Origin of the sequence: Rhodopseudomonas sp. P2A-2r, from assembly GCF_026015985.1 — a bacterium.
Classification (GTDB): Bacteria; Pseudomonadota; Alphaproteobacteria; order Rhizobiales; family Xanthobacteraceae; genus Tardiphaga.
This window is the reverse complement of record NZ_CP110389.1, coordinates 5,251,206-5,272,061: the sequence shown is the minus strand read 5'-3', so window position 1 is coordinate 5,272,061 and position 20,856 is coordinate 5,251,206. Positions and strand designations below refer to the sequence as shown.

Genomic DNA, 20,856 nt, shown 5'->3' with positions numbered 1-20,856 from the left:
GTGATCTGGCGGCAAACTAGTGGCGGGTGGCGGCGCTGTCGAGGCTCATGGCCAGCAGCCGGGCCACATGCAGCGCGTCGCGGGCGCTGCCGTCGTGGATCTGGTGCCGGCACGACGTGCCGTCGGCGACGATCAGGGTGGTGGCGTCCGCCTTGCGCACCGCGGGCAGCAGCGACGCCTCGGCCATCTGCATCGACACTTCATAGGTGTCGGCGCCATAGCCGAAGGCCCCGGCCATGCCGCAGCAGCTCGACTCGATGATCTCGACCGCAAGGTCCGGGATCAGCCGCAGGATCTGCGCGACCGGCTTGAACGCGCCGAAGGATTTCTGGTGGCAATGGCCATGCAGCATCGCCTTCTCGGCGATAGGGCCGAGCGGCAGCTGCAGGCGTCCGGCCTCGGCCTCGCGGACCAGGAATTCCTCGAACAGCAGCGCCTGGGCGCTGACGCTTCTGGCGGCATCGTCGGAGCGCAGCGACAGCAGCTCGTCGCGCAGGGTCAACAGGCAGCTCGGCTCGAGGCCAACGATGGGCACGCCGCGCGCCGCGAAGGGCGCATAGGTGACAACCAGCCTGTCCAGCTCGGCGCGCGCCTGGTCCACCAGCCCCGCGGAGAGGAAGGTGCGGCCGCAACACAGGGCGCGGCCCTTGTCTGCCGCAACAGGCAGATGCACGCGGTAGCCGCCGGCCACCAGCACCTGGATTGCAGCATCGATATTCTCGCGCTCATAGGCGCGGTTGAAGGTGTCGGCGAACAGCACCACCTCGCGGCCATCGGCGGGGCCGACGGCTTCGGCGTCGCTGCGAAACGCATCGCGGCGCCATGCCGGCAGGTCGCGCCTGGCGCTGATGCCGGCGTAGCACTCCAGCAGCTTGCGCAACAACGGACTTCTGTTGCGCAGGTTGGCCAGCGGCGCCAGCGTTCCGGCGATGGCAGCGTAATGCGGGAGATAGCCGACCAGCCGGTCGCGCAGCGACAGACCGTATTTCGCCGCGCGCGCGGCCAGCACCTCGATCTTCATCTTCGCCATGTCGACGCCGGTCGGGCATTCGTGACGGCAGGCCTTGCAGGACACGCACAGCTGCATGGTCTCGGCTATTTCGTCCGAGGTCAGCGCATCCGGGCCGAGCTGGCCGGAGATCGCTAGCCGCAGCGTGTTGGCGCGCCCGCGCGTCACATCCTTCTCGTCGCGGGTGGCGCGGTAGCTCGGGCACATCACGCCGCCCTCGAGCTTGCGGCAGGCGCCGTTGTTGTTGCACATCTCCACCGCGCCCTGGAAGCCGCCGCCAGCGCCCGGCCAAGCTGACCAGTCCAGCGCGGTCGCGAATTCATCGACGCGGTAATCCGGCGCAAAGCGGAACAACGAGCGATCGTCCATTTTCGGCGGATTGACGATCTTGCCGGGGTTGAGAATGTTGCCGGGATCGAAGCGCCGCTTCACGGCGGCGAAATCGTGCACGATGCGCGGGCCGAACATGGCGGCGTGGAATTCCGACCGCACCAGGCCGTCGCCATGCTCGCCGGAATGCGAGCCCTTGTAGCCGCGCACCATCTCGAAGGTTTCCTCGGCGATGGCGCGCATTGCCTTGACGTCCTGCTCGAGCTTGAGATTGAGCACCGGGCGCACATGCAGGCAGCCTTCGGAGGCGTGCGCATACATGGTGCCGGTGGTGCCGTGCTTGACGAAGATGCCGTTGAGCCGCGCGGTGTAGTCTGCCAGATTGGGCAGCGGCACCGCGCAGTCCTCGACGAAGGACACCGGCTTGCCCTCCTGCTTCATCGACATCATGACGTTGAGGCCGGCTGCGCGGAATTCGGCGATGCCGGTCTGCAGCGCGGGCTCGACGATCTCGACCACGCCGCCCCATTTGCGCTTGGCATTCTCCCAGGAAAAGCCGAGGTCGCCCATCAGCTCGCCGAGCTGCTTCAGCTTGGCGAGATTGTCGGCCTGGCTCTCCTCGGCGAATTCGACGATCAGCACGGCATCCGGGTCGCCGCGCACGGCGGTTGATATGATCGACTTGAACATGTCGATGTCGCGGCCGAGCCCCAGCATGGTGCGGTCGACCAGTTCGACGGCGATCGGCTTCAGCTTCACCAGGCGCTGGGTCGATTCCATCGCCTGGTAGAAACTGCCGAAATGGCAGACGCCGAGCACCTTGTTGGTGATCAGCGGCCACAGCTTCAGCTCGACCTGGGTGGTGAAGGCCAGCGTGCCCTCGGAGCCGACCAGCAGATGCGCCATGTTGTTGGCGCTGTTCTTCGGCACCAGCGCGTCGAGATTGTAGCCGCCGACCCGGCGCTGCACTTGCGGAAAGCGTTCGGCGATCTCGCCGGCCTCGCGTTGGCCCAACGCCAGCATGTCGCGAAACAATTGAGGGGTGTCGCCGCCGTCGGCATTGACCTCGCCGAAATGCAGCAGCGATCCATCGGTCAAAGCGGCGTCCATCGCCAGCGTGTTGTCGCGCATGGTGCCGTAGCGCAGCGAGCGGCCGCCGCAGGAATTGTTGCCGGCCATGCCGCCGATGGTGGCGCGCGACGCGGTGGAGACGTCGACTGGAAACCACAGCCCGTGCTTCTTGAGCTGGCGGTTGAGGTCGTCGAGCACGATGCCGGGCTCGACCACGCAGGTGCGGTTCGCGACATCCAGCGAGATGATCTTGTTGAGATGCTTGGAGAGGTCGATGACGATGCCGTCATTGACGGTCTGGCCGCATTGCGAGGTGCCGCCGCCGCGCGGGGTGACGACGCGGCCGTCGTCGGCGCAGATCGCCAGCGCCCGCAGCGCTTCCTCGATCGTGCGCGGCACTACCACGCCGAACGGCACGATCTGGTAGATCGAGGCGTCGGTGGCATAGCGGCCACGGCTGAAGGCGTCGAACAACACGTCGCCCGAGGTCTCGCGCCTGAGCCTTGCCGCCAGCGCGCTGTCCGCCGCCGCACTCCGGATTGTCGCCGTCTTCGCCATCGATTCCATTCCCGCGCCTGCGCCCTGTCTTGCATCCGGGTTTTGGCTTGGCAAGGCGGGCAAGCGGGTAAGTCTCGTTCCCCGGACGCGATGTGGCGCGCCGCGCGCGATGCGTAACCTCGCGGGCGGCGTGGTGCTTCGCAGATCCGGCCCGCTTGAATGAGGTGTACCTGGATCCGGATCTGCGCAGCAGCATGCGATGCTGCGCATCGCCATGCCGCAGCGCGTCCGGGAAACGGCAGCGGCGGCGCAAGAACACGATGCAAATTTCCTCATCGTCGATATTGATAAAAATCCTATGTCAAACTTATAGTCTCATCGTCCTGCTCAGCGAGGGGCGCTGTCATGAGGCGTCTTGGTAGTGGAGCAGGATCCGGTGTCCCGCGCGCGCGCCTCGCAACCACGCCCCGGGAGGCTGGGGTCACCGTCCGGGCCCTACTACGGGGGCTCTGCCTTGAGTGGCTGGACGCGGATGGCGAAAGGCGGGCGAAATCCCGCCGGAGTGGCTCCCACAGGGAGTGCACGTGCCAGCCCGGAAGTACGGTCCCCTCGCCATAAACCTCGCGGTGGCGCGCCCGCAGGCGCCGCGACCCGCTTCGCCGTTGCGACGGCATGGCGGATCGCGTCCCAACCACCATCCCCCGCGCCTGCCGGCGCGCCGCTCCCCTCATGTCTGGAGGGGAGATCTGCTCACACCTCGGACGCCATCGGCGCCGCGAGAACAAGAGCGGCTGGCTGTTTGACATTCAAATCGGACATTCGGCGTTTGCGCGCGACGCTGCACTGCACCCAAACGGATAACAAAACCTCATGGCTGCTCCACGTTTTTCTTGGACGCTCTGGTATACCAGATGCGGGACAAGGGTCGGGAAAAGTGATATCCGGGCGCCGAACCAAAAAATACGCCCTGGGAAGGACAGACCATGACCGTACACACTGGAAGACACTTTCTGCAGATTCCGGGTCCGACCAATGTGCCCGACCGGGTGCTGCGGGCCATGGACATGCCGACGCTGGATCACCGCGGTCCGGAATTCGCCGAACTCGGCCACAACGTGCTGGCCGGATCGCAGCGCATTTTCAAGACCAAGCAGCCGGTGATCATCTATCCGTCGTCGGGGACCGGCGCCTGGGAAGCCGCCATCGTCAACACGCTGTCGCCGGGCGACAAGGTGCTGATGGCCGAAACCGGCCAGTTTGCCGCGCTGTGGCGCAACATTGCCGAGAAGTTCAAGCTCGACGTCGAACTCGTTCCCGGCGACTGGCGCCACGGCGCCGATCTGGTCCAGATCGAGGCCCGACTGCAGGCCGACAAGGCACACGCCATCAGGGCGGTGATGGTGGTCCACAACGAGACCTCGACCGGCTGCGTCACGCATCCCCAGGAAGTGCGTGCTGCGATGGACCGCGCCAGGCACCCGGCGCTGCTGATGATCGATACCGTCTCCGGCATCGGTTCGCTGGAATACGAGCACGACGCCTGGGGCATCGACGTCACCGTCGCCGGCTCGCAGAAGGGACTGATGCTGCCGCCCGGGCTCGGCTTCAACGTGATCTCCGAGAAGGCGCTGGCGGCCTCGAAGGCCAACAGCTCGTACCGCGCCTATTGGGACTGGCAGGAGGTCATCAACGCCAACAAGCTCGGCTCCTGGCCCTATACGCCGGTCACCAACGCGCTCTACGGGCTCAAGGAAGCCATCGCCATGTTGGAGGAGGAGGGGCTCCAGAACGTGTTCAACCGCCACAAGCGCCATGGCGCCGCCGCCCGCGCCGCGGTGAAGGCCTGGGGCCTCGAGACGGTCTCCATCGAGGCGCACGACCACTCGCCGGCGCTGACCGCGGTGATGATGCCCGAAGGCCACGACGCTGATGCGTTCCGCAAGGTCGTGCTGGAGAACTTCGACATGTCGCTGGGAACGGGTCTGGCCAAGTGGAAGGGCAAGATCTTCCGCATCGGTCATATCGGCCACTTCAACGACCTGATGCTGATGGGCACGTTGTCCGGCGTCGAGATGGGTCTCGATCTCGCCAAGGTCCCGCACCGCGCCGGCGGCGTGATGGCGGCGATGGAAGTGCTGAAGGGTAGGGAAGTGGTGCAGCTGAAGACCGCCGTCGCCTGAGGCAATTCTGTTATCCCGAAACGCGGCTGGAGCGCCTGCGCTCCGGCCGTTACGGTGCTTCGCGGCGTGGAGCTGCATCACGAGAAAGAACATCATGAACGCGCCGACGCCCGCATCCGAAGACCTGATCTATTCCGTCACCGACGGCATCGCCCACATCACCTTCAACCGTCCGCAAGCCCGCAACGCCATGCTGTTCTCGATGTATGAGCGGATGGCGGAGATCTGCGAGGCCGCCAACACCGATCATTCCGTCAAGGCGATGATCCTGACCGGCGCCGGCGACAAGGCGTTCGCCTCGGGGACCGACATCTCCCAGTTCCGCGCCTTCAAGACCGCGCAGGATGCCCTCGACTATGAAGCGCGCATCGACCGCGTGCTGACCGCGCTGGAAACCTGCCGGGTGCCGACCATCGCCGCGATCGCCGGCGCCTGTACCGGCGGCGGCGCCGGCATTGCCGCCTGCTGCGACCTGCGCATCGGCACATCAGCGACCCGCATGGGCTTCCCCATCGCCCGCACCCTCGGCAACTGCCTGTCGATGTCCAACATCAGCCGCGTCATGGCGCTGGTCGGGCCGGCGCGCACCAAGGACATGATCTTCACCGCGCGCCTGATCGAGGCGGATGAGGCGCTGGCGCTCGGCCTGATCAACGAGATCGTGCCCGACGTCGAGACGCTGCAGCGCCGCGCGCTGGAGATCGCGCGACTGGTCGCCAGCCACGCGCCGATCACCCTGGAAGTCACCAAGGAAGCGGTGCGCCGCCTGCGCCCCAAGCTGACCCGCGAGGAAGGCCAGGACCTCGTGCTCAAGGCCTATATGAGCGAGGATTTCCGCGAGGGCATGGATGCGTTCCTCAACAAGCGCAAGCCGAACTGGCAGGGCAAATAAGCGACTTGTTCCCTCTCCCCGCAACCGGGGAGAGGTGAAGAGCGACCTACCAAAGTCGTCTTGTGTATGCCCCTCGCATGCTTGAAGTCACGTCGAATAAACCGCACACTACCGACTATCAAACGGGCCGTTTCGAGTCCGCGCTCAACGAACCAGGGAAGAACGCATGATCAAGTTGAATGGGGCTACAGCCGCGCTTGCGGCGGTGCTGGCCAGCGCGCCGGCAATGTCGGCGTCAGCCGCGTGGGAACCGACCAAGCCGGTGGAGATCGTGGTGGCGGCGGGCGCCGGCGGCGCTTCCGACCAGATGGCGCGCATGATGCAAGCCGCGATCCAGAAGAACAATCTGATGAAGGCCCCGGTGATCGTCTCGCTGAAGGGCGGGGCGTCCGGCGCCGAAGCGCTGATCTACATGAAGTCCAGCGAAGGCGACGCCAACAAGGTGCTGATCGCCTATTCGCTGATCTACATGCTGCCGCTGTCCGCCAAAATCCCGTTCAACTGGCGAGACCTGACGCCCGTGTCGGTGGTGGCGATGGATCAGTTCGTGCTGTGGGACAATGCTGCCGGCCCCAAGACCGTGAAGGATTTTATCGCAGCAGCAAAAACTGCCCCGTCGCCATTCAAGATGGGCGGCACCGGTTCCAAGCGCGAGGACCACGTGCTTACGGTGTTTATGGAAAAGCGCACCGGCGCGAAATTCTCCTACCTGCCGTACAAGTCCGGCGGCGAGGCGGCGACGCAGCTGGTCGGCAACCACACCGAAGCCAACGTCAACAATCCCTCGGAAAATCTCGAAGTCTGGCGCGCCGGCCAGGTCCGCGCGCTCTGCGTGTTCGACAAGGAGCGCATCGGCTACACCGCCAAGGTCACCGAGACGCAGTCGTGGAACGACATCCCGACCTGCAAGGAGGAAGGCCTTGACGTGCAGTACCTCATGCTGCGCGCCATGTTCCTGCCCGGCAAGGTGACGCCGGAGCAGCAGGCGTTCTATGTCGACCTGTTCGAGAAGGTGACGAAGACCGCAGAATACAAGGACTACATGGAGAAGCAGGCGCTGAAGCCGATCTTCCTCAAGGGCGATGCGATGCTGAAATTCCTCGAAGAGGACGACGCGCTGAACAAGTCATTGATGACCGAAGCGGGGTTTGTCGCGAAGTAGGAGCACGTTCCCCGGACGCGACGCAATACGCTGCGAAGCGGCGTGGTGCGTCGCAGATCCGGGGCCCAGCTTCCTTCGATCAACCGGGATCCCGGATCTGCGGAGCGGCATAAGAATGCCGCACCGCGTCCGGGAAACGTACCTCACGCCTCAGAAATAATTCCATGTCCAATACCGACCTCGAAATCATCGTCGACGATCCCACCGCACCTGAGCCGGATTCGCCGGTGGTCTGCAGCACCCGCACGGTCGAGATCGTCGCCTATCTGCTGCTGCTCGCCCTCGCGGTCACGCTCGGCATCGACAACTACGCAACCGGCATTTCCTGGGACGACACCGGGCCGCAACCCGGTTACTTCCCGTTCTATCTCTCGGTGATCCTCGGTGGTGCCAGCCTGTATGGCCTCGTGACCACGTTGCTGGCCCGCGCCGTGCCGTCGGACGCTTTTGTTACACGCGCGCAATTGCGCCGCGTGATGCTGGTGTTTCTGCCGACGACCGCCTTCTGCCTGGCGATGCAATACCTCGGTCTCTATGTCGCGAGCTTCCTGCTGATAGCCGGCTTCATGCGCCTGGTCGGCAAGATCGCGTGGTGGAAGTCGTTGCTGACAGCCTTCGTCTTCACCGCGATCATGTTCGCCACCTTCGACATCGCCTTCGACGTCATCATGCCCAAGGGACCGCTCGAAGCGGCCTTCGGCCGCTAGGACTGATCTGATGGAAGCCTTCGGACTGCTGCTGCACGGCTTCGCCGTGCTCATGACCTGGAAGATCCTGGCTCTGATGGTGGTGGGCCTGGTGCTCGGTATCTTCGTCGGCGTGCTGCCTGGCCTCGGCGGCCCCAATGGTGTCGCTATCCTGCTGCCGCTGACCTTCACAATGGACCCGACCTCGGCCATCGTGATGCTGTCCTGCATCTATTGGGGCGCGCTTTTCGGCGGCGCCATCACCTCGATTCTCTTCAACATTCCCGGCGAAGCGTGGTCGGTGGCCACCACCTTCGACGGCTATCCGATGGCACAGCAGGGCCGCGCTGCGGAGGCGCTGACCGCGGCCTTCACCTCGTCGTTCATCGGCTCGCTGGTGGCGGTGCTGCTGATCACCTTCCTGGCGCCGATGATTTCGTCCTTCGCGCTGAAGTTCGGCCCGCCCGAATTCTTCGCGGTGTATCTGCTGACATTCTGCTCCTTCGTCGGCCTCGGCCGCGAAGACAAGCACAAGACCATCATTTCCATGGCGCTGGGTCTGCTGATTGCCGGCGTCGGCATGGACACGGTGTCCGGCACGTTGCGCATGACTTTCGGCTCCAACGAGTTGTTGCGCGGCATCAATTTTCTCGTCGCCGTGATCGGCCTGTTCGGCATCAGCGAAATCCTGCTGACCATGGAAGAGCGCCTGGCGCTGCGCGGCCATGCCGCCAAGATCAGCCTGCGCACCGTCATCAGCGTCTGGAAGGATCTGCCGCGCTACTGGGTGACGCTGCTGCGCTCGTCAGTGATCGGCTGCTGGCTCGGCATCACACCGGGCGGCGCGATCGCTGCCTCCTTTATGGGGTACAACTTGGCCAAACGTTTCTCTAGAGATCCGGACAGTTTTGGCAAGGGTCGCATCGAGGGCGTGTTCGCGCCGGAAACCGCGGCGCATGCCTCGGGCACCGCGGCGCTGCTGCCGATGCTGGCGCTCGGCATTCCCGGCTCCGGCACGGCGGCGATCCTGTTGGGCGGCCTGATGGTGTGGGGGCTCAATCCCGGGCCGCTTTTGTTCGTCGAGCACAAGGATTTTGTCTGGGGCCTGATCGCCTCGATGTATCTCGGCAATGTCGTCGGCCTCGTCATCGTGCTGACCACGGTGCCGATCTTCGCCTCCATCCTACGGGTGCCGTTCGCCGCGGTGGCGCCGATGATCGTGGTGTCCTGCGCTATCGGTGCCTATGCGATCCAGAACGCCATGTTCGATATCTGGCTGATGCTCGGTTTCGGGGTGGTCGGCTATGTCTTCAAGAAGATCGGCATTCCGCTGGCGCCGTTCACGCTGGCGCTGGTGCTGGGCAGCCGCGCCGAGGATGCGTTCCGGCTGTCCATGATCGGCTCCGGCGGCAGCGTCGGCGTGTTCTGGTCGAATGGTCTTGTCGGTTCGATCACCACGCTGGCGATCGCGCTATTGTTCTGGCCGGTGATCGACAGGGTATTTGTTGGCGTCGGCCGCATGATGCGGCCGGTGCGGGTGGCGGGCTGAACCTCACACGACCTTGCCGTCGCGCAGCGCCGCGATCTCGTCGGCACTGAAACCGAACTCCGCCAAGAGCTCCTCGGTCTGCTCGCCGACTTCCGGCGGTCTTGCCGCCATTTTGCTCGGTGTGCGCGACAGCGTGAACGGCTGGCCGACCAGCCGGATGTCGCGGCCCTGGTCGTTGGGCACGTCCTGGGCGATGCCGAGGTGTTTGACCTGTTCGTCGGCGAACATCTGGTCGACAGAATAGATTGGTCCGCAGGGCACGCCGGCGACATTGAGTCCGTTGACCCATTCGTCGGTGGTCTTTTTTCAGTGCGGGCGTTGATCTCGGCGCTGAGCGCATCGCGATTCCTGGAGCGCGCCGGGGCGGTGGCGTAGTCCGGATTGGTCACCAGTTCCGGCGCACCGATCGCCTGGGCGCAACGCTCCCAGATCTTGCCGCCGGTGGTGGCGATGTTGATGTAGCCGTCGGAGGTCTTGAACACGCCGGTGGGGATGCTGGTAGGGTGGTTGTTGCCGGCCTGTTTGGGGACATCCTTTTCCATCAGCCAGCGCGCGGCCTGGAAATCCAGCATGAAGATCTGCGCCTGCAGCAGCGAGGTCTGCACCCACTGGCCCTGGCCGGAGACGTCGCGCTCCAGCAGCGCCGTCAATATGCCCATGGCGCAGAACAGGCCGGCGGTGAGGTCGGCGACGGGAATGCCGACCCGCATCGGGCCTTCGCCCGGCGCGCCGGTGATCGACATCAGCCCGCCCATGCCCTGGGCGATCTGATCGAAACCCGGCCGCTTGTGGTAGGGCCCATCCTGCCCGAAGCCGGAGATGCTGCCATAGACGATGCCGGGATTGATGTCGCGCAGGCTTTCGTAATCGATGCCGAGGCGGGCTTTGACATCCGGCCGGAAATTCTCGACCACCACGTCGGCCTTGGCAGCCAACCGCTTGAACACCGCGAGGCCCTGGGGGTCCTTCAGGTTCAGGGTCATCGCCCGCTTGTTGCGGTGCAGGTTCTGGAAATCGGAGCCCTGGCGGGGGCCGCCCGGTTGCTCACCGCCGGCGTCGTCGGTCAGGGCATCGATCTTGATGACATTGGCGCCCCAGTCGGCCAGCTGACGGACGGCCGTCGGTCCCGAGCGAATGCGGGTCAGGTCAAGCACAGTGAAGCGGGACAAGGCCGAAGAAGCGCGCGGGAATGTCATGCGGAAAGCTCGGGTTGGGAGTTGGGAGAGGAATCAGGATGCACGGACAGAGAGGGGGCGGGTCAGTCGCCGTGCAATTCTTCGCGCAAACCCGGTCCGTTGTCATGCGTCGTTATTCAGGATCGCCCGACGGCACGCAACGTCACCGCTGATTTATCTGTTTTTGCAGCGCGAAGGTTCGGGCGCGTGTCGTCTGCTTAATCCGTCAGGAACCAGCTGTGCAGGTTCCGATCAGGATTGTAAGTGGCGGACCGCAGGATTTGCAAAGATCGAAGGCCGTCCTGCCTGGCGCGGCACCGGCACGCGATGGCTCAACCGCGCGACGACCGACTTCGCGAGGCGGTTCGCCATTCTGAGCGGAGCTGTCAGACGCCATGAGAGGCTGTTCTGATAGGTGCGAACGACGTCAGCGAGCCGCAGCGTTTCCTGCCTGTCGATCACCGACTGACCGAGGCGCTCATAGGCCTGGCGAATCGGTTGGGCGATATCGTTGATGTCCGAAAGATCGAACAGCTGCTTCAACCGCACGGGCATGTCGGAGCCGACTCCCAGCACGCCCAGGCCGTGCGCATGCTTGAATTCGAAGTGGGGGTAGACCGCAGTCAATTCGGCCCAGAACCGGCCGACCCCGAAGCCCGGTTCGTTGGTATCGTGGAAGAGCACAACGGCCCGGTTCGACAGCTTCGGCTTCCAGAATTCGAAGTCGCGGCGCACGTCTTCGTAGTGATGCCGGCCGTCGATGTGCAACAGGTCAATGGACCCATCGGCAAACTGGCACTGCGCCTCGTCGAAGGTCGAACGGATCAGTCGCGATGTGCTGGCGTAGGGGCGGTGCAGATCGAGCAGATTGTCGTAGATTTCCTGGCCGTACAGACCCGCGTGCTCGTCACCGCGCCAGGTATCGATTCCGCTGCATGCGCAGTCGATGCCCGTCTTCTTCACGGCCTGGCAGAAGGCGAGGTACGAGAAGCCGCAATGCACGCCGAGTTCCACGATGCTGCGGGGTTTCATGACGTTCACAAGCCAGAAGGCAAACGGAGCATGTCCAATCCAGGCTGACGGCACATTGTGCTGCGGAAGCCAGAATGAGGACTCCAGAAGAAAGTCCGGCACCGTGGTGGCGGGGTATTCACACACCCTCATGTTCATAGCGAGCCTCCTGCAGCCAATCGTCATCGCGGATCAGCAGATTTTTATTGACGCTCCCCAGCTCAATCGGCGTTCAGGATGGCACCGAGCCGTTAACGGACGGTTAACCATAAATCATTATTCGCTGTGCCCGCGGCTTCACCGCACCGCACGCGTCGCAAAATCGTTTAAATATCTGAAAAATTGAATATTTTCAGGATGCGAATGTGCTGATCCGGGGCGCGGTATCACCCGAAAATTCACGATCGCGGCCAAAGGAAGGGCGTCGGCCGGCATTTCCCTCTGAGGAAAAGTTTCGGTAAACACTTGGAATTGGGGGCCATCGGCGGCGTCTTCAACGCAGTCACGATTGCGCGGCAGGCCGCGGTCGTCGTGGCCGGTCATCCGGCCGCACCCTGATGTGCATCAACTGGGCGGACAGTGTTTGAGCGAGCCAATCGAAATGCAGGATCTGGTGGTTGGCGGCACAGGGATCGTAGGCGGTTACATCGTCGAGCAACTGGTCAGGGCCGGCCATATGCCGCTGGCGCTGTCGCGCGCGTCCCGGCAGAGTGTCGGCGTCCGGTGGATCCGTGGTGATCTGAGTATGCCGCAGAATTTGTCGGCGGCTGACGTAAGTGTCATCTATTGTACCGCGGAGATCGGACTGCTGGCCGATGCCTTGCCGTATCTCATGTCGGCTTCCTTGAAGCGCGTCGTCGCTTTCACTTCCACCAGCATCGTCACCAAGATCGAGTCGGAAATCCCTGCCGAGCGTGAGTTGCTGCAGCGACTTGCCGATGGCGAACGACGGCTGATCGCAACCTGCGAGCGGCTCGGCATCGGCTGGACAATTTTACGGCCCACGTTGATCTATGCCGAAGGCAGAGACGGTAACGTGTCGCGTCTGGCACGGCTGATCGGAAGGTTCGGCGTGCTGCCGCTGATGGGCAGCGGCGCCGGCCTGCGGCAACCAGTGCATGCGCAGGACCTGGCGATCGGGGCGTTGCGGGCGGCGGCGAGTGCTGCGGCCGCCAACAAGATCTATGCGCTGCCCGGCGGCGAGACCCTGAGTTACCGCGAGATGGCGGGGCGGGTGTTCGACGCGCTCGGCCGGCCGCGCCGCATCTTTCGGCGCCGCCATGGATGTGGCGGATCGCATTTGCTTTGGCCCGGCCGTTCTTCCCCAACGCCAATGTGGCAATGGGTAACCGCATGGCCAAGGACATGCTGTTCGACGTCGCGCCGGCGGTGGCCGATTTCGGCTGGTCGCCGCGCGGCTTCCGCCCCGACTTCGGGGCCGGGAAGCCATCCGCGGCCATCTGAGGGCCGATTTCCCGCTGCCGGAAAATGGTCTAGACACTGCTGACGGACACCCACTGCCGCATCAGGAATGATTTCGCATTGTCTTCCCAGTACCCAACAGTCGTCATCCTGCTGGCCACCCGCAACGGCGCGAAATTCCTGCAGCCACAACTCGAGTCGTTTCGTGCACAGACCTTTGGCAACTGGGAACTGTTGGTGTCCGACGATGGCTCCAGCGATGACACCGTGGGCATCGTCGAACGCTTCGCCGCCACCGTTTCGCAGCGCGTGGTGATCGTGCCCGGCCCGCAAAAGGGCTTCTGGCAGAATTTCGTCGCGCTGGTGCGCAGCGAGGCGATCGAGGGCGAGCTGTTTGCCTATAGCGATCAGGATGACATCTGGTTTCCCGAGAAACTTGCCAGGGCCGTCGATTGGTTCGCGCAGCGCGCCGCGCCATCGCCGGCGCTGTATTTCTCGCGCACCGAATTGATTCATGGCGACGGCACGGCGGCCGGATTTGCGCCGCTGTTCGTGCGTCCGCCGACCTTCCGCAATGCGCTGGTTCAGAACATCGGCGGCGGCAACACCATGGTATTCAACCGCAGCGCGCGCGCGGCATTGCTGGCGACGCCGGTCGATGCCGAGCTGGTGTCGCACGACTGGTGGACCTATCAGGTGGTGACCGGCATCGGCGGAGACGCGCATTACGATCCGTGGCCAAGCCTGAAGTACCGCCAGCATGGCCAGAACATTGTCGGCGCCAATATCGGCTGGCGCGCGCGCATGCTGCGCCTGACCGCTTTCGCCAATGGCCGCGTGGTGTCGTGGAACGAGGTCAACCTGCAGGTTCTCGACCGGATGCGCGATGTGTTGACTCCGGAAAATGCAGGCGTGGTCGATCTTTACGCGAAGGCCCGTCGTGCAGCGTGGCCGATGCGGCTGTGGCTGATCTGGAAGTCCGGCGTATATCGCCAAAGCATAGTGGAGAATATCGGGCTGTCGGTCGGCGCGTTGTTCGGGAAGATCTAGACTAGTCTAGCAGGTCTTGCCGTCACCGCTGCAGGTGGCGCGCAATCATGCCAACGTCGTAGCTGCTGTGCGCGGCGATGATCTCTGGCCAGCGCGAGGTACCCGGCACGTTGTTCGGGTTCGAGGTCAGCAGGTCGCGCTTGATGAACGGGCAGGCGTAGTCGGTGATCAGCACGTCCCAGAAAAATTGCGTGGGATTGACGACGCCGTCCTTCATGACGTGCGCACAAAACCGCTCGAAGGCGGCGCGCTTGAATTCTGGAGGCGTCTGGCGCGCCAGCCGTTCCCTGGCTGTCGCCGCGACAGCGCCGTAAGGCGCGAGCACGCCGGTCCTGAGCTGCGCTTCCTGCAGGACCTGCGTCAGCCTGACCTCGGCGTTGCGAATTACCCACATCCGGTGATCGATATAAAGCAGGCGGCTCCAGAAATCCTTGAAGGCTGTCGACCGCAGCGCGTTTGGCATGAACACCATGAAGAACGTCTGGATATGATAGCGGTTCTCGAAGCTGTCGGCGATGCCCCAGAAATCCGTCGTCGCGACGTCGATCTTTGCCAGCGTGTCACGCAGATTCCAGAACGGCCCGTAGACGCTGTCGTTCATCAGGATTAGGCTGTCTAACTGGTCGAGACCCGCGATGGACGCGATGCCGTCCTTGTAGGCGCCGAAGTCGTAGCCGGTATTGAAGCGCCAGATCAGCTCCTTGCAGAGGGGCTGCACGCGCGTGCGGCTTTCGGCGGGAAGATCGGGGGCGTTGGAGACGAAGGTGATCCGGTAACCGGCGCCGACCAGTTCGCATAGTTGATGCACGACGTAATCGTGCACGATACCGACTTTGTCAAAGTGCACGTAAACGGCCGCCCGTGGTGCGTCGCGAAGCGGATCGTCGCCTTCGATCCGTTCGCGAACGTAGCTGCCGCGCCGGGCGAATGTGCCGAACAGGCCAATCGCCCAATCCTGGACCGGCAGGTACAGCCGACGCCCTGCGCGAACGACGTCCCTGAGGCGATCCATCGCGCTGCGGTCTCCGAGTTAAGCCACGCCCGCTTCGGCAGAGTAGGCGTCGAGCACTTGGTCAATCGGGCCGGACGCCCTGATCTGGCCCTGGTCCATCCAGATGCCCTGGTTACAGAATTTGCGGCAGGTCTCGATGCTGTGCGACGCCAGCACCATGATGCTGGCCTTTTCCACGAAGGATTGTACGCGATGCTGCGCCTTCGTCAGGAAGCTGGCGTCGCCGGCCATGATCCATTCATCCATCAACAGGATTTCCGGCGCGAAGCAGGTTGCCACCGCAAAGGTCAGCCGCGTCATCATGCCCGACGAATAGGTGCGCACGGGAACGTCGAGATAGTCGCCGAGCGCGGTGAACTCGGCGATATCCGCCATCCGTTCCTCGATCTCGTCGCGCGACAGGCCGAGGATCATGCCGCGCAGGCGGATGTTGTCGTAGCCGCTGATCTCGTTGTCGATGCCGAGGCCGATATCGAACATCGGCGAAATCCGGCCGCGACTTTCCACGGTGCCGGTGACGGGCTCGTAGACGCCAGCCATCACGCGCAGCAGGGTCGTCTTGCCGGCGCCATTGGAGCCGATCAGCGCGACGCGGTCGCCGGCGACGAACTGCAGCGAGACGTCGCGCAGGGCCTGCACGATGATGCGGTGGCTGGCGTCCGCCGCCATGTGGCCGCCGGATCCGCGGAACAGCAGGCTCTTCTTCAGCGAGCGGGAGCCGCCGTGATAGATGGGGAAGGAGACGTTGACGTTGCGAAGCGTCAGCTCGGCATTCCGGATGGAAACGGACAAGGGCGCGTTCATGATCAGACCCAGTAGGCGATGCGGGCGCGGAAACGCGTAAAGAACACGCTGGCGACAACCAGATTGACCAGCGTGATCAGCAGCACGGCGAGATAATGTTTGCCCGTCGGAATCTGGCCCAGCAGCGGTGCGCGGACGATCTCGATGAGATGGTAGAATGGGTTGAGATCGGCAAGATAGGCGCGCCTTTGTAGCAGCTCCGGCTTCCAGAAGATCGGCGTGACGAAGAACACGATCTGCACCACCGAGGTCACCACCTGCGGCACGTCGCGGAACCGCGCGGAGATGATGCCGATGCACAGGTTGGCCAGTGCACCGTTGATCAGCACCAGGATAATGCCGGGGATCGCCAGCAGCATCACCGCGCCAGGCCAGAACTGGAAGTACAGCAGCACGCCGAAATAGATCACAAAGTTATGCGCGAAGATGACGAACTTGCTCCAAGTCGAGCGGTAGACATAGACCGAATATGGCAGCCGAATCTGCTTTATGTATGATTCCGAGCCGGTAAATAGCGCTCCGGCTTCCCCCAAAAATCCCGACAGCAGATTCCACACCAGCAGGCCAACGCAGAGGAACGGCAAGAACTCGCGGATCTGCATTTTGAACAGTTCGGCGTAAAGCACGCCGAGCGCTATCACCATGATCGCCATGCTCGCCGTGAGCCAGAACGGTCCAAGGATCGAGCGCCGGTAGCGCTGTAGGATGTCGTTCCATCCCAGGGTAACCCACAGCCGCCACAGCGAAAAACCCTCGATCGCATCGGCCCACGCGACCGCCGCAGCGCTCCGCGGTTCGCGTGCGTTGGTCTGATCGAAAAAGTTGCTGTCGAGGCTGGTTTTCAACGGTGGCCGATCTGAAGATTGACGTATAACCGCCGCAGCGATCGCGGCTTCGTTCACAGTGCTTGAATTCGAGCAAAGGAACACCCTATCTCGGCGTTCCTGTCAACGGCGGTTTCCTCCGTGCAGAGCGCACAATTCCGCCGTATTGGCGCCCGTAGGCTTCTCGATAAGCGTTCGGGATCCCGCGCAGCGGGGTCCGCTGCAGGCGCTCATTCGTCGGAGTCAGGCCTTCCAGGGCTTGCGCAAGCGTGGTGGGCGCGCAAGTGCGGGCGTGATGGACTTCAGCGACAGGTTGGGATTGTAAAACCGGTCGTAGATCAGCCGATTACCCCATTTGCGACGCATGAATCGCGACTCAAGCTGGAAGCGTTCCTGTTTTTCGCCGCTGATATCGAGGCCGCGCGATTTGGACTCGTGATGTGCAAGAACCGCATAGGGCGTCCAGATGATACGATAGCCCGCCGCCCGCACCCTCATACAGAGATCGATATCGTTGAACGCGACCGCCAGGTTAACCGCGTCGAGGCCGCCCAGCTTCTGAAACAGTGCCCGGCGAATAAGAAGGCAGGCGCCAGTTACGGCACTTACGTCCTGCGCGAGGGCCAATCGTCCAAAGCTGCCGGATTCGTCACCGGCTGTCCTGGCGTAGCGATGACCGGCCACACCTCCGATCCCCAGCACGACACCGGCGTGCTGCAACGTTCCGTCCGGGTAGAGCAGCTTGGGTCCGACGATGCCGATTTCCGGATCGGAAAAATACCGGACCATCTCCTTGAGCCATCCGGCATCGATCATCGAGATGTCGTTGTTTAGAAGCAGCACCAGTTCTCCCGTGGAGAATGCAGCTGCCTTGTTGTTGATATCGGAATAGTTAAATGCGCCGTGGCACGCGACGACCCGTATGCCCCGTGCCTGCACGGCGGAAAGATACGCCAACGTCTCAGGCTGGGTGCTTTCGTTGTCGGCAATGATGATCTCGAGGTCGGGATAGTCGGTCTGGTGTTCAAGGCCGTCGATGGCCACGCGCAACACATCGAGATAATCGCGCGTTGGCACGATCACCGAGACCCTCGGCCATAGCTGCGGGTCCGGCCGGACGATACGGTGGAAGCTTCCCAACACGTCCTTGACGGTGACCTTCGTGCCGAAGCCTGAAAAATACTCGGTGAGCGCCTGCCGCGCGGTGGCCGTCGCCTTGCGAAGGTTTGTGGACGACATGGTTCCGGCCCCTTCGAAGATGCGCCAGTGATAGAGAATGTAGGGGATATGAACGATCTGCGCCTGGGTCGCGGAGATCACCCGGAGTGCCAGATCGTAGTCTTGGCTGCCTTCAAATCCTTCGCGAAAGCCGCCGGCTCGTTCCACAGCGGCACGTTTATAGGCGGTCAGGTGGTTGAGGTAGTTCTGCCCGTAGAACAGTTCGGGACTCCAGTCGGGCTTGAAATGTGGATCGCATCTTTTGCCGCGGGCATCCAGCTTGTCTTCGTCCGAATAAAAGACCTCGGCATTCGGGTGTCGCTGTATCGCTTCCGCGATCATGTAAAGAGCGTGCTCAGAAAGCACGTCGTCGTGGTCGAGGAGGGCTATGTACTCGCCGGTCGCCAGCGCCAGCGCGGAATTGCTTGCCGCGGAGATGTGGCCGTTGGCAGGGCGATAGGCGCATTTGATGCGACTGTCCTGCTGGCTGTAGGCCTCCAGCACTTTCCGGACATGAGGCGCCTTCGAGGCGTCATCCGCGAGACATAATTCCCAATGCGGATAGATTTGCGCGATCACGCTTTCGATCGTCGCGCGAAGGATCGGCTCCGGGGTTTCGTACACCGGCACGACCACCGAGATCAGCGGCGTCGTTTGAAACGCGGCCATGTGGGCAACGATCTCTGCACGGTCGATCGCAGTCAGCGTATCGAAATCTTCGACCCACTGGCCGTAATGTTGGCCGATGTGGTCGACATGCCCCGCACCTGCCGGCCCGAGAACTGCAAGCAGCCGGGGTCCCGCAATAGCCCGGATTTGCGCGGGTATCCGATAGCGCACCATGCGAAAGCTGGACTGGGCGATGCGAAATAACACCCGTTGAACGTTTGGTGGAAGCCTATCCGTCAGGGATTGCAGCAAATGGGCCGTTCGCCAAGCGGGCGATCGGGTGATGGCGTCGATTTCTTCCTGCAGCCGCGCGATTGTTGCCTCGGCTTCCATCAATTCCCGCTGCAGGTTTTCGATCGCTTTTTGATCGCTATCGTACGCATCTGCCACGTTGCGGACATTGCCCCGGTAGTCGTTACTGTGGTACTGCGCGTCCGTACGGCCGGCATCATGCCGGTAGCCGGCCTCGTTCATTGCGCGCGTGGTCACCAAAACTGGATCGGTTGTCATCAACTACTTGCTTCATCGAGATGGAAATTCGCGCCACCAAATGTTTTCCTCAGAGGTGACAAGGTAAAACCAATTTGTCCGAAGGGGTTACTTCTGTACAGGATTATTTCCGCGCGTGGCCTTGGTCTCGTTCACGGATGCTGCCGCGACATCGGCGGGACAGTTGAACGTTTGCACTGGGCCTCTTTTGCACGTACACCGATTTAAGGCGTAATGGCGACGATTTTCGGATGACTTCGTCGGTTTTCCTGGAAATTCCAAAGTTGCCACGTGTCTCACGCTTTGCCAGACGTACTAGCTCTTTGCCAGACGTACTAGCTAATGAGTGCAATTGAGCGATGACCGAGACACGAAAATTGCCGCTGATCGTCGATCTCGACGGCACTTTCCTCAAGGTCGACAGTCTTTTCGAGACGTTTGCCGCCGGACTGTTTGCCAGCCCCTTTCGCATCCTGTTCGCGTTGCTGGAGCTGCGGCACGGTATTTCCGCCTTCAAGCAGCGGCTGACGCGCGTCGCGCAACCCGATATTGACAGTTTTCCCGTCCGCGAGGAACTGCTCGCCTACCTCGAGGAGGAAACCCAGTCGGGCCGCGAGGTTCATCTCGCGACCGCGGCCGACCAGATCATAGCCCGCCGGGTAGCCAGCCGGTTTCCGCTGTTCAAGTCCGTGCACGGCACCGACGGCGACGTCAACCTGAAGGGGCAGAACAAGGCCGACCGGCTGTTGCAACAGTTTCCCGGCGGTTTCGTTTATGCCGGCGACAGCACCGCTGATCTGCCGGTCTGGCGCAGTGCAAAAGCCGCCGTGGTGGTGTCGTCGAGCCGGTGGCTGATCGATGCCGTCGAAGCCGGCGGAACCCCGGTCGAGCGCGCGTTCGGCGATAAGCCTCATGGCCACGCGGCCTGGCTGAAGGCGCTGCGCCCGCACCAATGGGCCAAGAACATGATCGTGCTGGTGCCGGTGGCGCTGGGCTGGCGCGACGTCACGCCGGAGGAATTGCTGCAAACCCTCGTGATGATCGTGCTGCTCTGCCTGGTCGCGTCGCTGACCTATCTCGTCAACGACATGGCGGACCTCGCCTCGGACCGCAAGCATTGGTCGAAGCGCCGCCGCGGCCTTGCGTCAGGGGCGATCCCGGTGCGCGACGGCCTGATGGTGGTCGGCACGATCCTGCCACTGGCCTGTATCGCCGCGCTGCTGGTCGCCCCCGCGGCGGGGCTTTGCCTCCTGTTCTATGTGGCCGTGACGCTGGGCTATTCGTTCGGGTGGAAAAGGATACCGCTGTTCGACACCTTCGTCATCGCGCTGTTGTTCACCATCCGCATCCTGATCGGCATTGCCGCCGCGGATCTCGTGCCTTCGGCCTGGCTGCTGACGTTTTCGATGTTCTTCTTCTTCTCGCTTGCGCTGGCCAAGCGCCACACCGAGATCTTGCGCGCTGCAGAACATGGCCTGCAGAAGCTGGAAGGCCGCGGCTACCAGGCCGGCGACGAGAGCCTGACGCTGGCGTTCGGCAGTGCGGCTTCCATGGCCTCGATCGTCATTGTCGTGCTCTATCTCGTCGAGGAGGTGTTCGCGCGCCAGATCTATCACACCCCGGCGTGGCTCTGGGTGACGCCGATCGCGATCTTCCTGTTCAGTTGCCGCATCTGGGTATTGTCGCACCGTGGCCGCATGACCGACGATCCGGTTGCTTTTGCGCTGCGCGACAATGTCAGTCTCGGTCTCGGCATTTTCGTTGCCGTCGCCATCCTGTTGGCGCTGTGAGCGGCTTCATCACGC

Annotated in this window: 15 protein-coding genes and 1 pseudogene; 8 read left to right on the top strand and 8 right to left on the bottom strand. The window is 63.0% G+C overall.

The genetic code is table 11. The annotated features are described in order from the left end of the window. Nucleotides 1-16: 16 nt before the first annotated feature. Nucleotides 17-2,968, bottom strand: a complete 2,952-nt coding sequence (locus tag ONR75_RS25380) for an FAD-binding and (Fe-S)-binding domain-containing protein (RefSeq protein WP_265079687.1) — start codon at nt 2,966-2,968, stop codon at nt 17-19. A gap of 923 nt (nt 2,969-3,891) precedes the next feature. Here ONR75_RS25380 and ONR75_RS25375 point away from each other — a divergent pair. The 5 genes from ONR75_RS25375 to ONR75_RS25355 all read left to right on the top strand — a co-directional run bounded on the left by ONR75_RS25375 (nt 3,892) and on the right by ONR75_RS25355 (nt 9,377). Next, the gene (locus ONR75_RS25375) at nt 3,892-5,088 is read left to right on the top strand and encodes a pyridoxal-phosphate-dependent aminotransferase family protein (protein ID WP_265079686.1); all 1,197 of its coding nucleotides are present in this window, start codon (nt 3,892-3,894) and stop codon (nt 5,086-5,088) included. 94 nt (nt 5,089-5,182) lie between these two features. Beyond that, complete coding sequence (locus ONR75_RS25370) at nt 5,183-5,980, top strand: enoyl-CoA hydratase/isomerase family protein (RefSeq protein WP_265079685.1); 798 nt, start codon at nt 5,183-5,185, stop codon at nt 5,978-5,980. Nucleotides 5,981-6,146: 166 nt separating this feature from the next. Then, nucleotides 6,147-7,142, top strand: coding sequence for a tripartite tricarboxylate transporter substrate binding protein (locus ONR75_RS25365; protein WP_413776386.1), 996 nt, complete (start codon nt 6,147-6,149; stop codon nt 7,140-7,142). Between the two features lie 164 nt (nt 7,143-7,306). After that, a complete protein-coding gene (locus ONR75_RS25360) occupies nt 7,307-7,849 on the top strand; it encodes a tripartite tricarboxylate transporter TctB family protein (RefSeq protein ID WP_265079684.1) in 543 nt (180 codons plus the stop codon). Between the two features lie 10 nt (nt 7,850-7,859). Next, a complete protein-coding gene (locus tag ONR75_RS25355) occupies nt 7,860-9,377 on the top strand; it encodes a tripartite tricarboxylate transporter permease (RefSeq protein ID WP_265079683.1) in 1,518 nt (505 codons plus the stop codon). A gap of 3 nt (nt 9,378-9,380) precedes the next feature. Here ONR75_RS25355 and ONR75_RS25350 read toward each other — a convergent pair. The 3 genes and pseudogenes from ONR75_RS25350 to ONR75_RS25340 form a co-directional block, all read right to left on the bottom strand. Further along, a pseudogene (locus ONR75_RS25350) lies at nt 9,381-10,573 on the bottom strand (CaiB/BaiF CoA transferase family protein). Nucleotides 10,574-10,804: 231 nt separating this feature from the next. Then, nucleotides 10,805-11,722, bottom strand: coding sequence for a class I SAM-dependent methyltransferase (locus ONR75_RS25345; RefSeq protein ID WP_265079682.1), 918 nt, complete (start codon nt 11,720-11,722; stop codon nt 10,805-10,807). 138 nt (nt 11,723-11,860) lie between these two features. Continuing rightward, the gene (locus tag ONR75_RS25340; protein WP_265079681.1) at nt 11,861-12,106 is read right to left on the bottom strand and encodes a hypothetical protein; all 246 of its coding nucleotides are present in this window, start codon (nt 12,104-12,106) and stop codon (nt 11,861-11,863) included. Between the two features lie 133 nt (nt 12,107-12,239). On the opposite strand from ONR75_RS25340, the gene ONR75_RS25335 reads away from it, so the two are divergent. Beyond that, nucleotides 12,240-13,070 (top strand): epimerase, encoded by an 831-nt coding sequence (locus tag ONR75_RS25335; RefSeq protein ID WP_320109658.1) that lies wholly within the window; start codon nt 12,240-12,242, stop codon nt 13,068-13,070. 35 nt (nt 13,071-13,105) lie between these two features. Further along, nucleotides 13,106-14,035: a glycosyltransferase family 2 protein gene (locus ONR75_RS25330; RefSeq protein ID WP_265079680.1), complete on the top strand. Its 930-nt coding sequence runs from the start codon at nt 13,106-13,108 to the stop codon at nt 14,033-14,035. 22 nt (nt 14,036-14,057) lie between these two features. On the opposite strand, the gene ONR75_RS25325 is transcribed toward ONR75_RS25330, so the two are convergent. The 4 genes from ONR75_RS25325 to ONR75_RS25310 form a co-directional block, all read right to left on the bottom strand. Then, on the bottom strand, nt 14,058-15,047 hold the full coding sequence (locus ONR75_RS25325) for a rhamnan synthesis F family protein (RefSeq protein WP_265079679.1): 990 nt from the start codon (nt 15,045-15,047) through the stop codon (nt 14,058-14,060). 18 nt (nt 15,048-15,065) lie between these two features. Beyond that, nucleotides 15,066-15,839 (bottom strand): ABC transporter ATP-binding protein, encoded by a 774-nt coding sequence (locus tag ONR75_RS25320; RefSeq protein WP_265079678.1) that lies wholly within the window; start codon nt 15,837-15,839, stop codon nt 15,066-15,068. Between the two features lie 14 nt (nt 15,840-15,853). Then, on the bottom strand, nt 15,854-16,696 hold the full coding sequence (locus ONR75_RS25315; protein WP_265079677.1) for an ABC transporter permease: 843 nt from the start codon (nt 16,694-16,696) through the stop codon (nt 15,854-15,856). A 222-nt stretch (nt 16,697-16,918) separates the two neighbouring features. Beyond that, nucleotides 16,919-19,072, bottom strand: a complete 2,154-nt coding sequence (locus ONR75_RS25310) for a glycosyltransferase family 2 protein (protein ID WP_265079676.1) — start codon at nt 19,070-19,072, stop codon at nt 16,919-16,921. A gap of 338 nt (nt 19,073-19,410) precedes the next feature. On the opposite strand from ONR75_RS25310, the gene ONR75_RS25305 reads away from it, so the two are divergent. Continuing rightward, nucleotides 19,411-20,841, top strand: coding sequence for a UbiA family prenyltransferase (locus ONR75_RS25305; RefSeq protein WP_265079675.1), 1,431 nt, complete (start codon nt 19,411-19,413; stop codon nt 20,839-20,841). Nucleotides 20,842-20,856 lie beyond the last annotated feature (15 nt).

Excerpts from the sequence above, each read along its gene's own strand:
- ONR75_RS25380 (WP_265079687.1), bottom strand. The coding sequence starts at position 2,968 with ATGGCGAAGACGGCGACAATCCGGAGTGCGGCGGCGGACAGCGCGCTG.
- ONR75_RS25375 (WP_265079686.1), top strand. The coding sequence starts at position 3,892 with ATGACCGTACACACTGGAAGACACTTTCTGCAGATTCCGGGTCCGACC.
- ONR75_RS25370 (WP_265079685.1), top strand. The coding sequence starts at position 5,183 with ATGAACGCGCCGACGCCCGCATCCGAAGACCTGATCTATTCCGTCACC.
- ONR75_RS25365 (WP_413776386.1), top strand. The coding sequence starts at position 6,147 with ATGATCAAGTTGAATGGGGCTACAGCCGCGCTTGCGGCGGTGCTGGCC.
- ONR75_RS25360 (WP_265079684.1), top strand. The coding sequence starts at position 7,307 with ATGTCCAATACCGACCTCGAAATCATCGTCGACGATCCCACCGCACCT.
- ONR75_RS25355 (WP_265079683.1), top strand. The coding sequence starts at position 7,860 with ATGGAAGCCTTCGGACTGCTGCTGCACGGCTTCGCCGTGCTCATGACC.
- ONR75_RS25345 (WP_265079682.1), bottom strand. The coding sequence starts at position 11,722 with ATGAACATGAGGGTGTGTGAATACCCCGCCACCACGGTGCCGGACTTT.
- ONR75_RS25340 (WP_265079681.1), bottom strand. The coding sequence starts at position 12,106 with ATGACCGGCCACGACGACCGCGGCCTGCCGCGCAATCGTGACTGCGTT.
- ONR75_RS25335 (WP_320109658.1), top strand. The coding sequence starts at position 12,240 with ATGCCGCTGGCGCTGTCGCGCGCGTCCCGGCAGAGTGTCGGCGTCCGG.
- ONR75_RS25325 (WP_265079679.1), bottom strand. The coding sequence starts at position 15,047 with ATGGATCGCCTCAGGGACGTCGTTCGCGCAGGGCGTCGGCTGTACCTG.
- ONR75_RS25310 (WP_265079676.1), bottom strand. The coding sequence starts at position 19,072 with ATGACAACCGATCCAGTTTTGGTGACCACGCGCGCAATGAACGAGGCC.
- ONR75_RS25305 (WP_265079675.1), top strand. The coding sequence starts at position 19,411 with ATGACCGAGACACGAAAATTGCCGCTGATCGTCGATCTCGACGGCACT.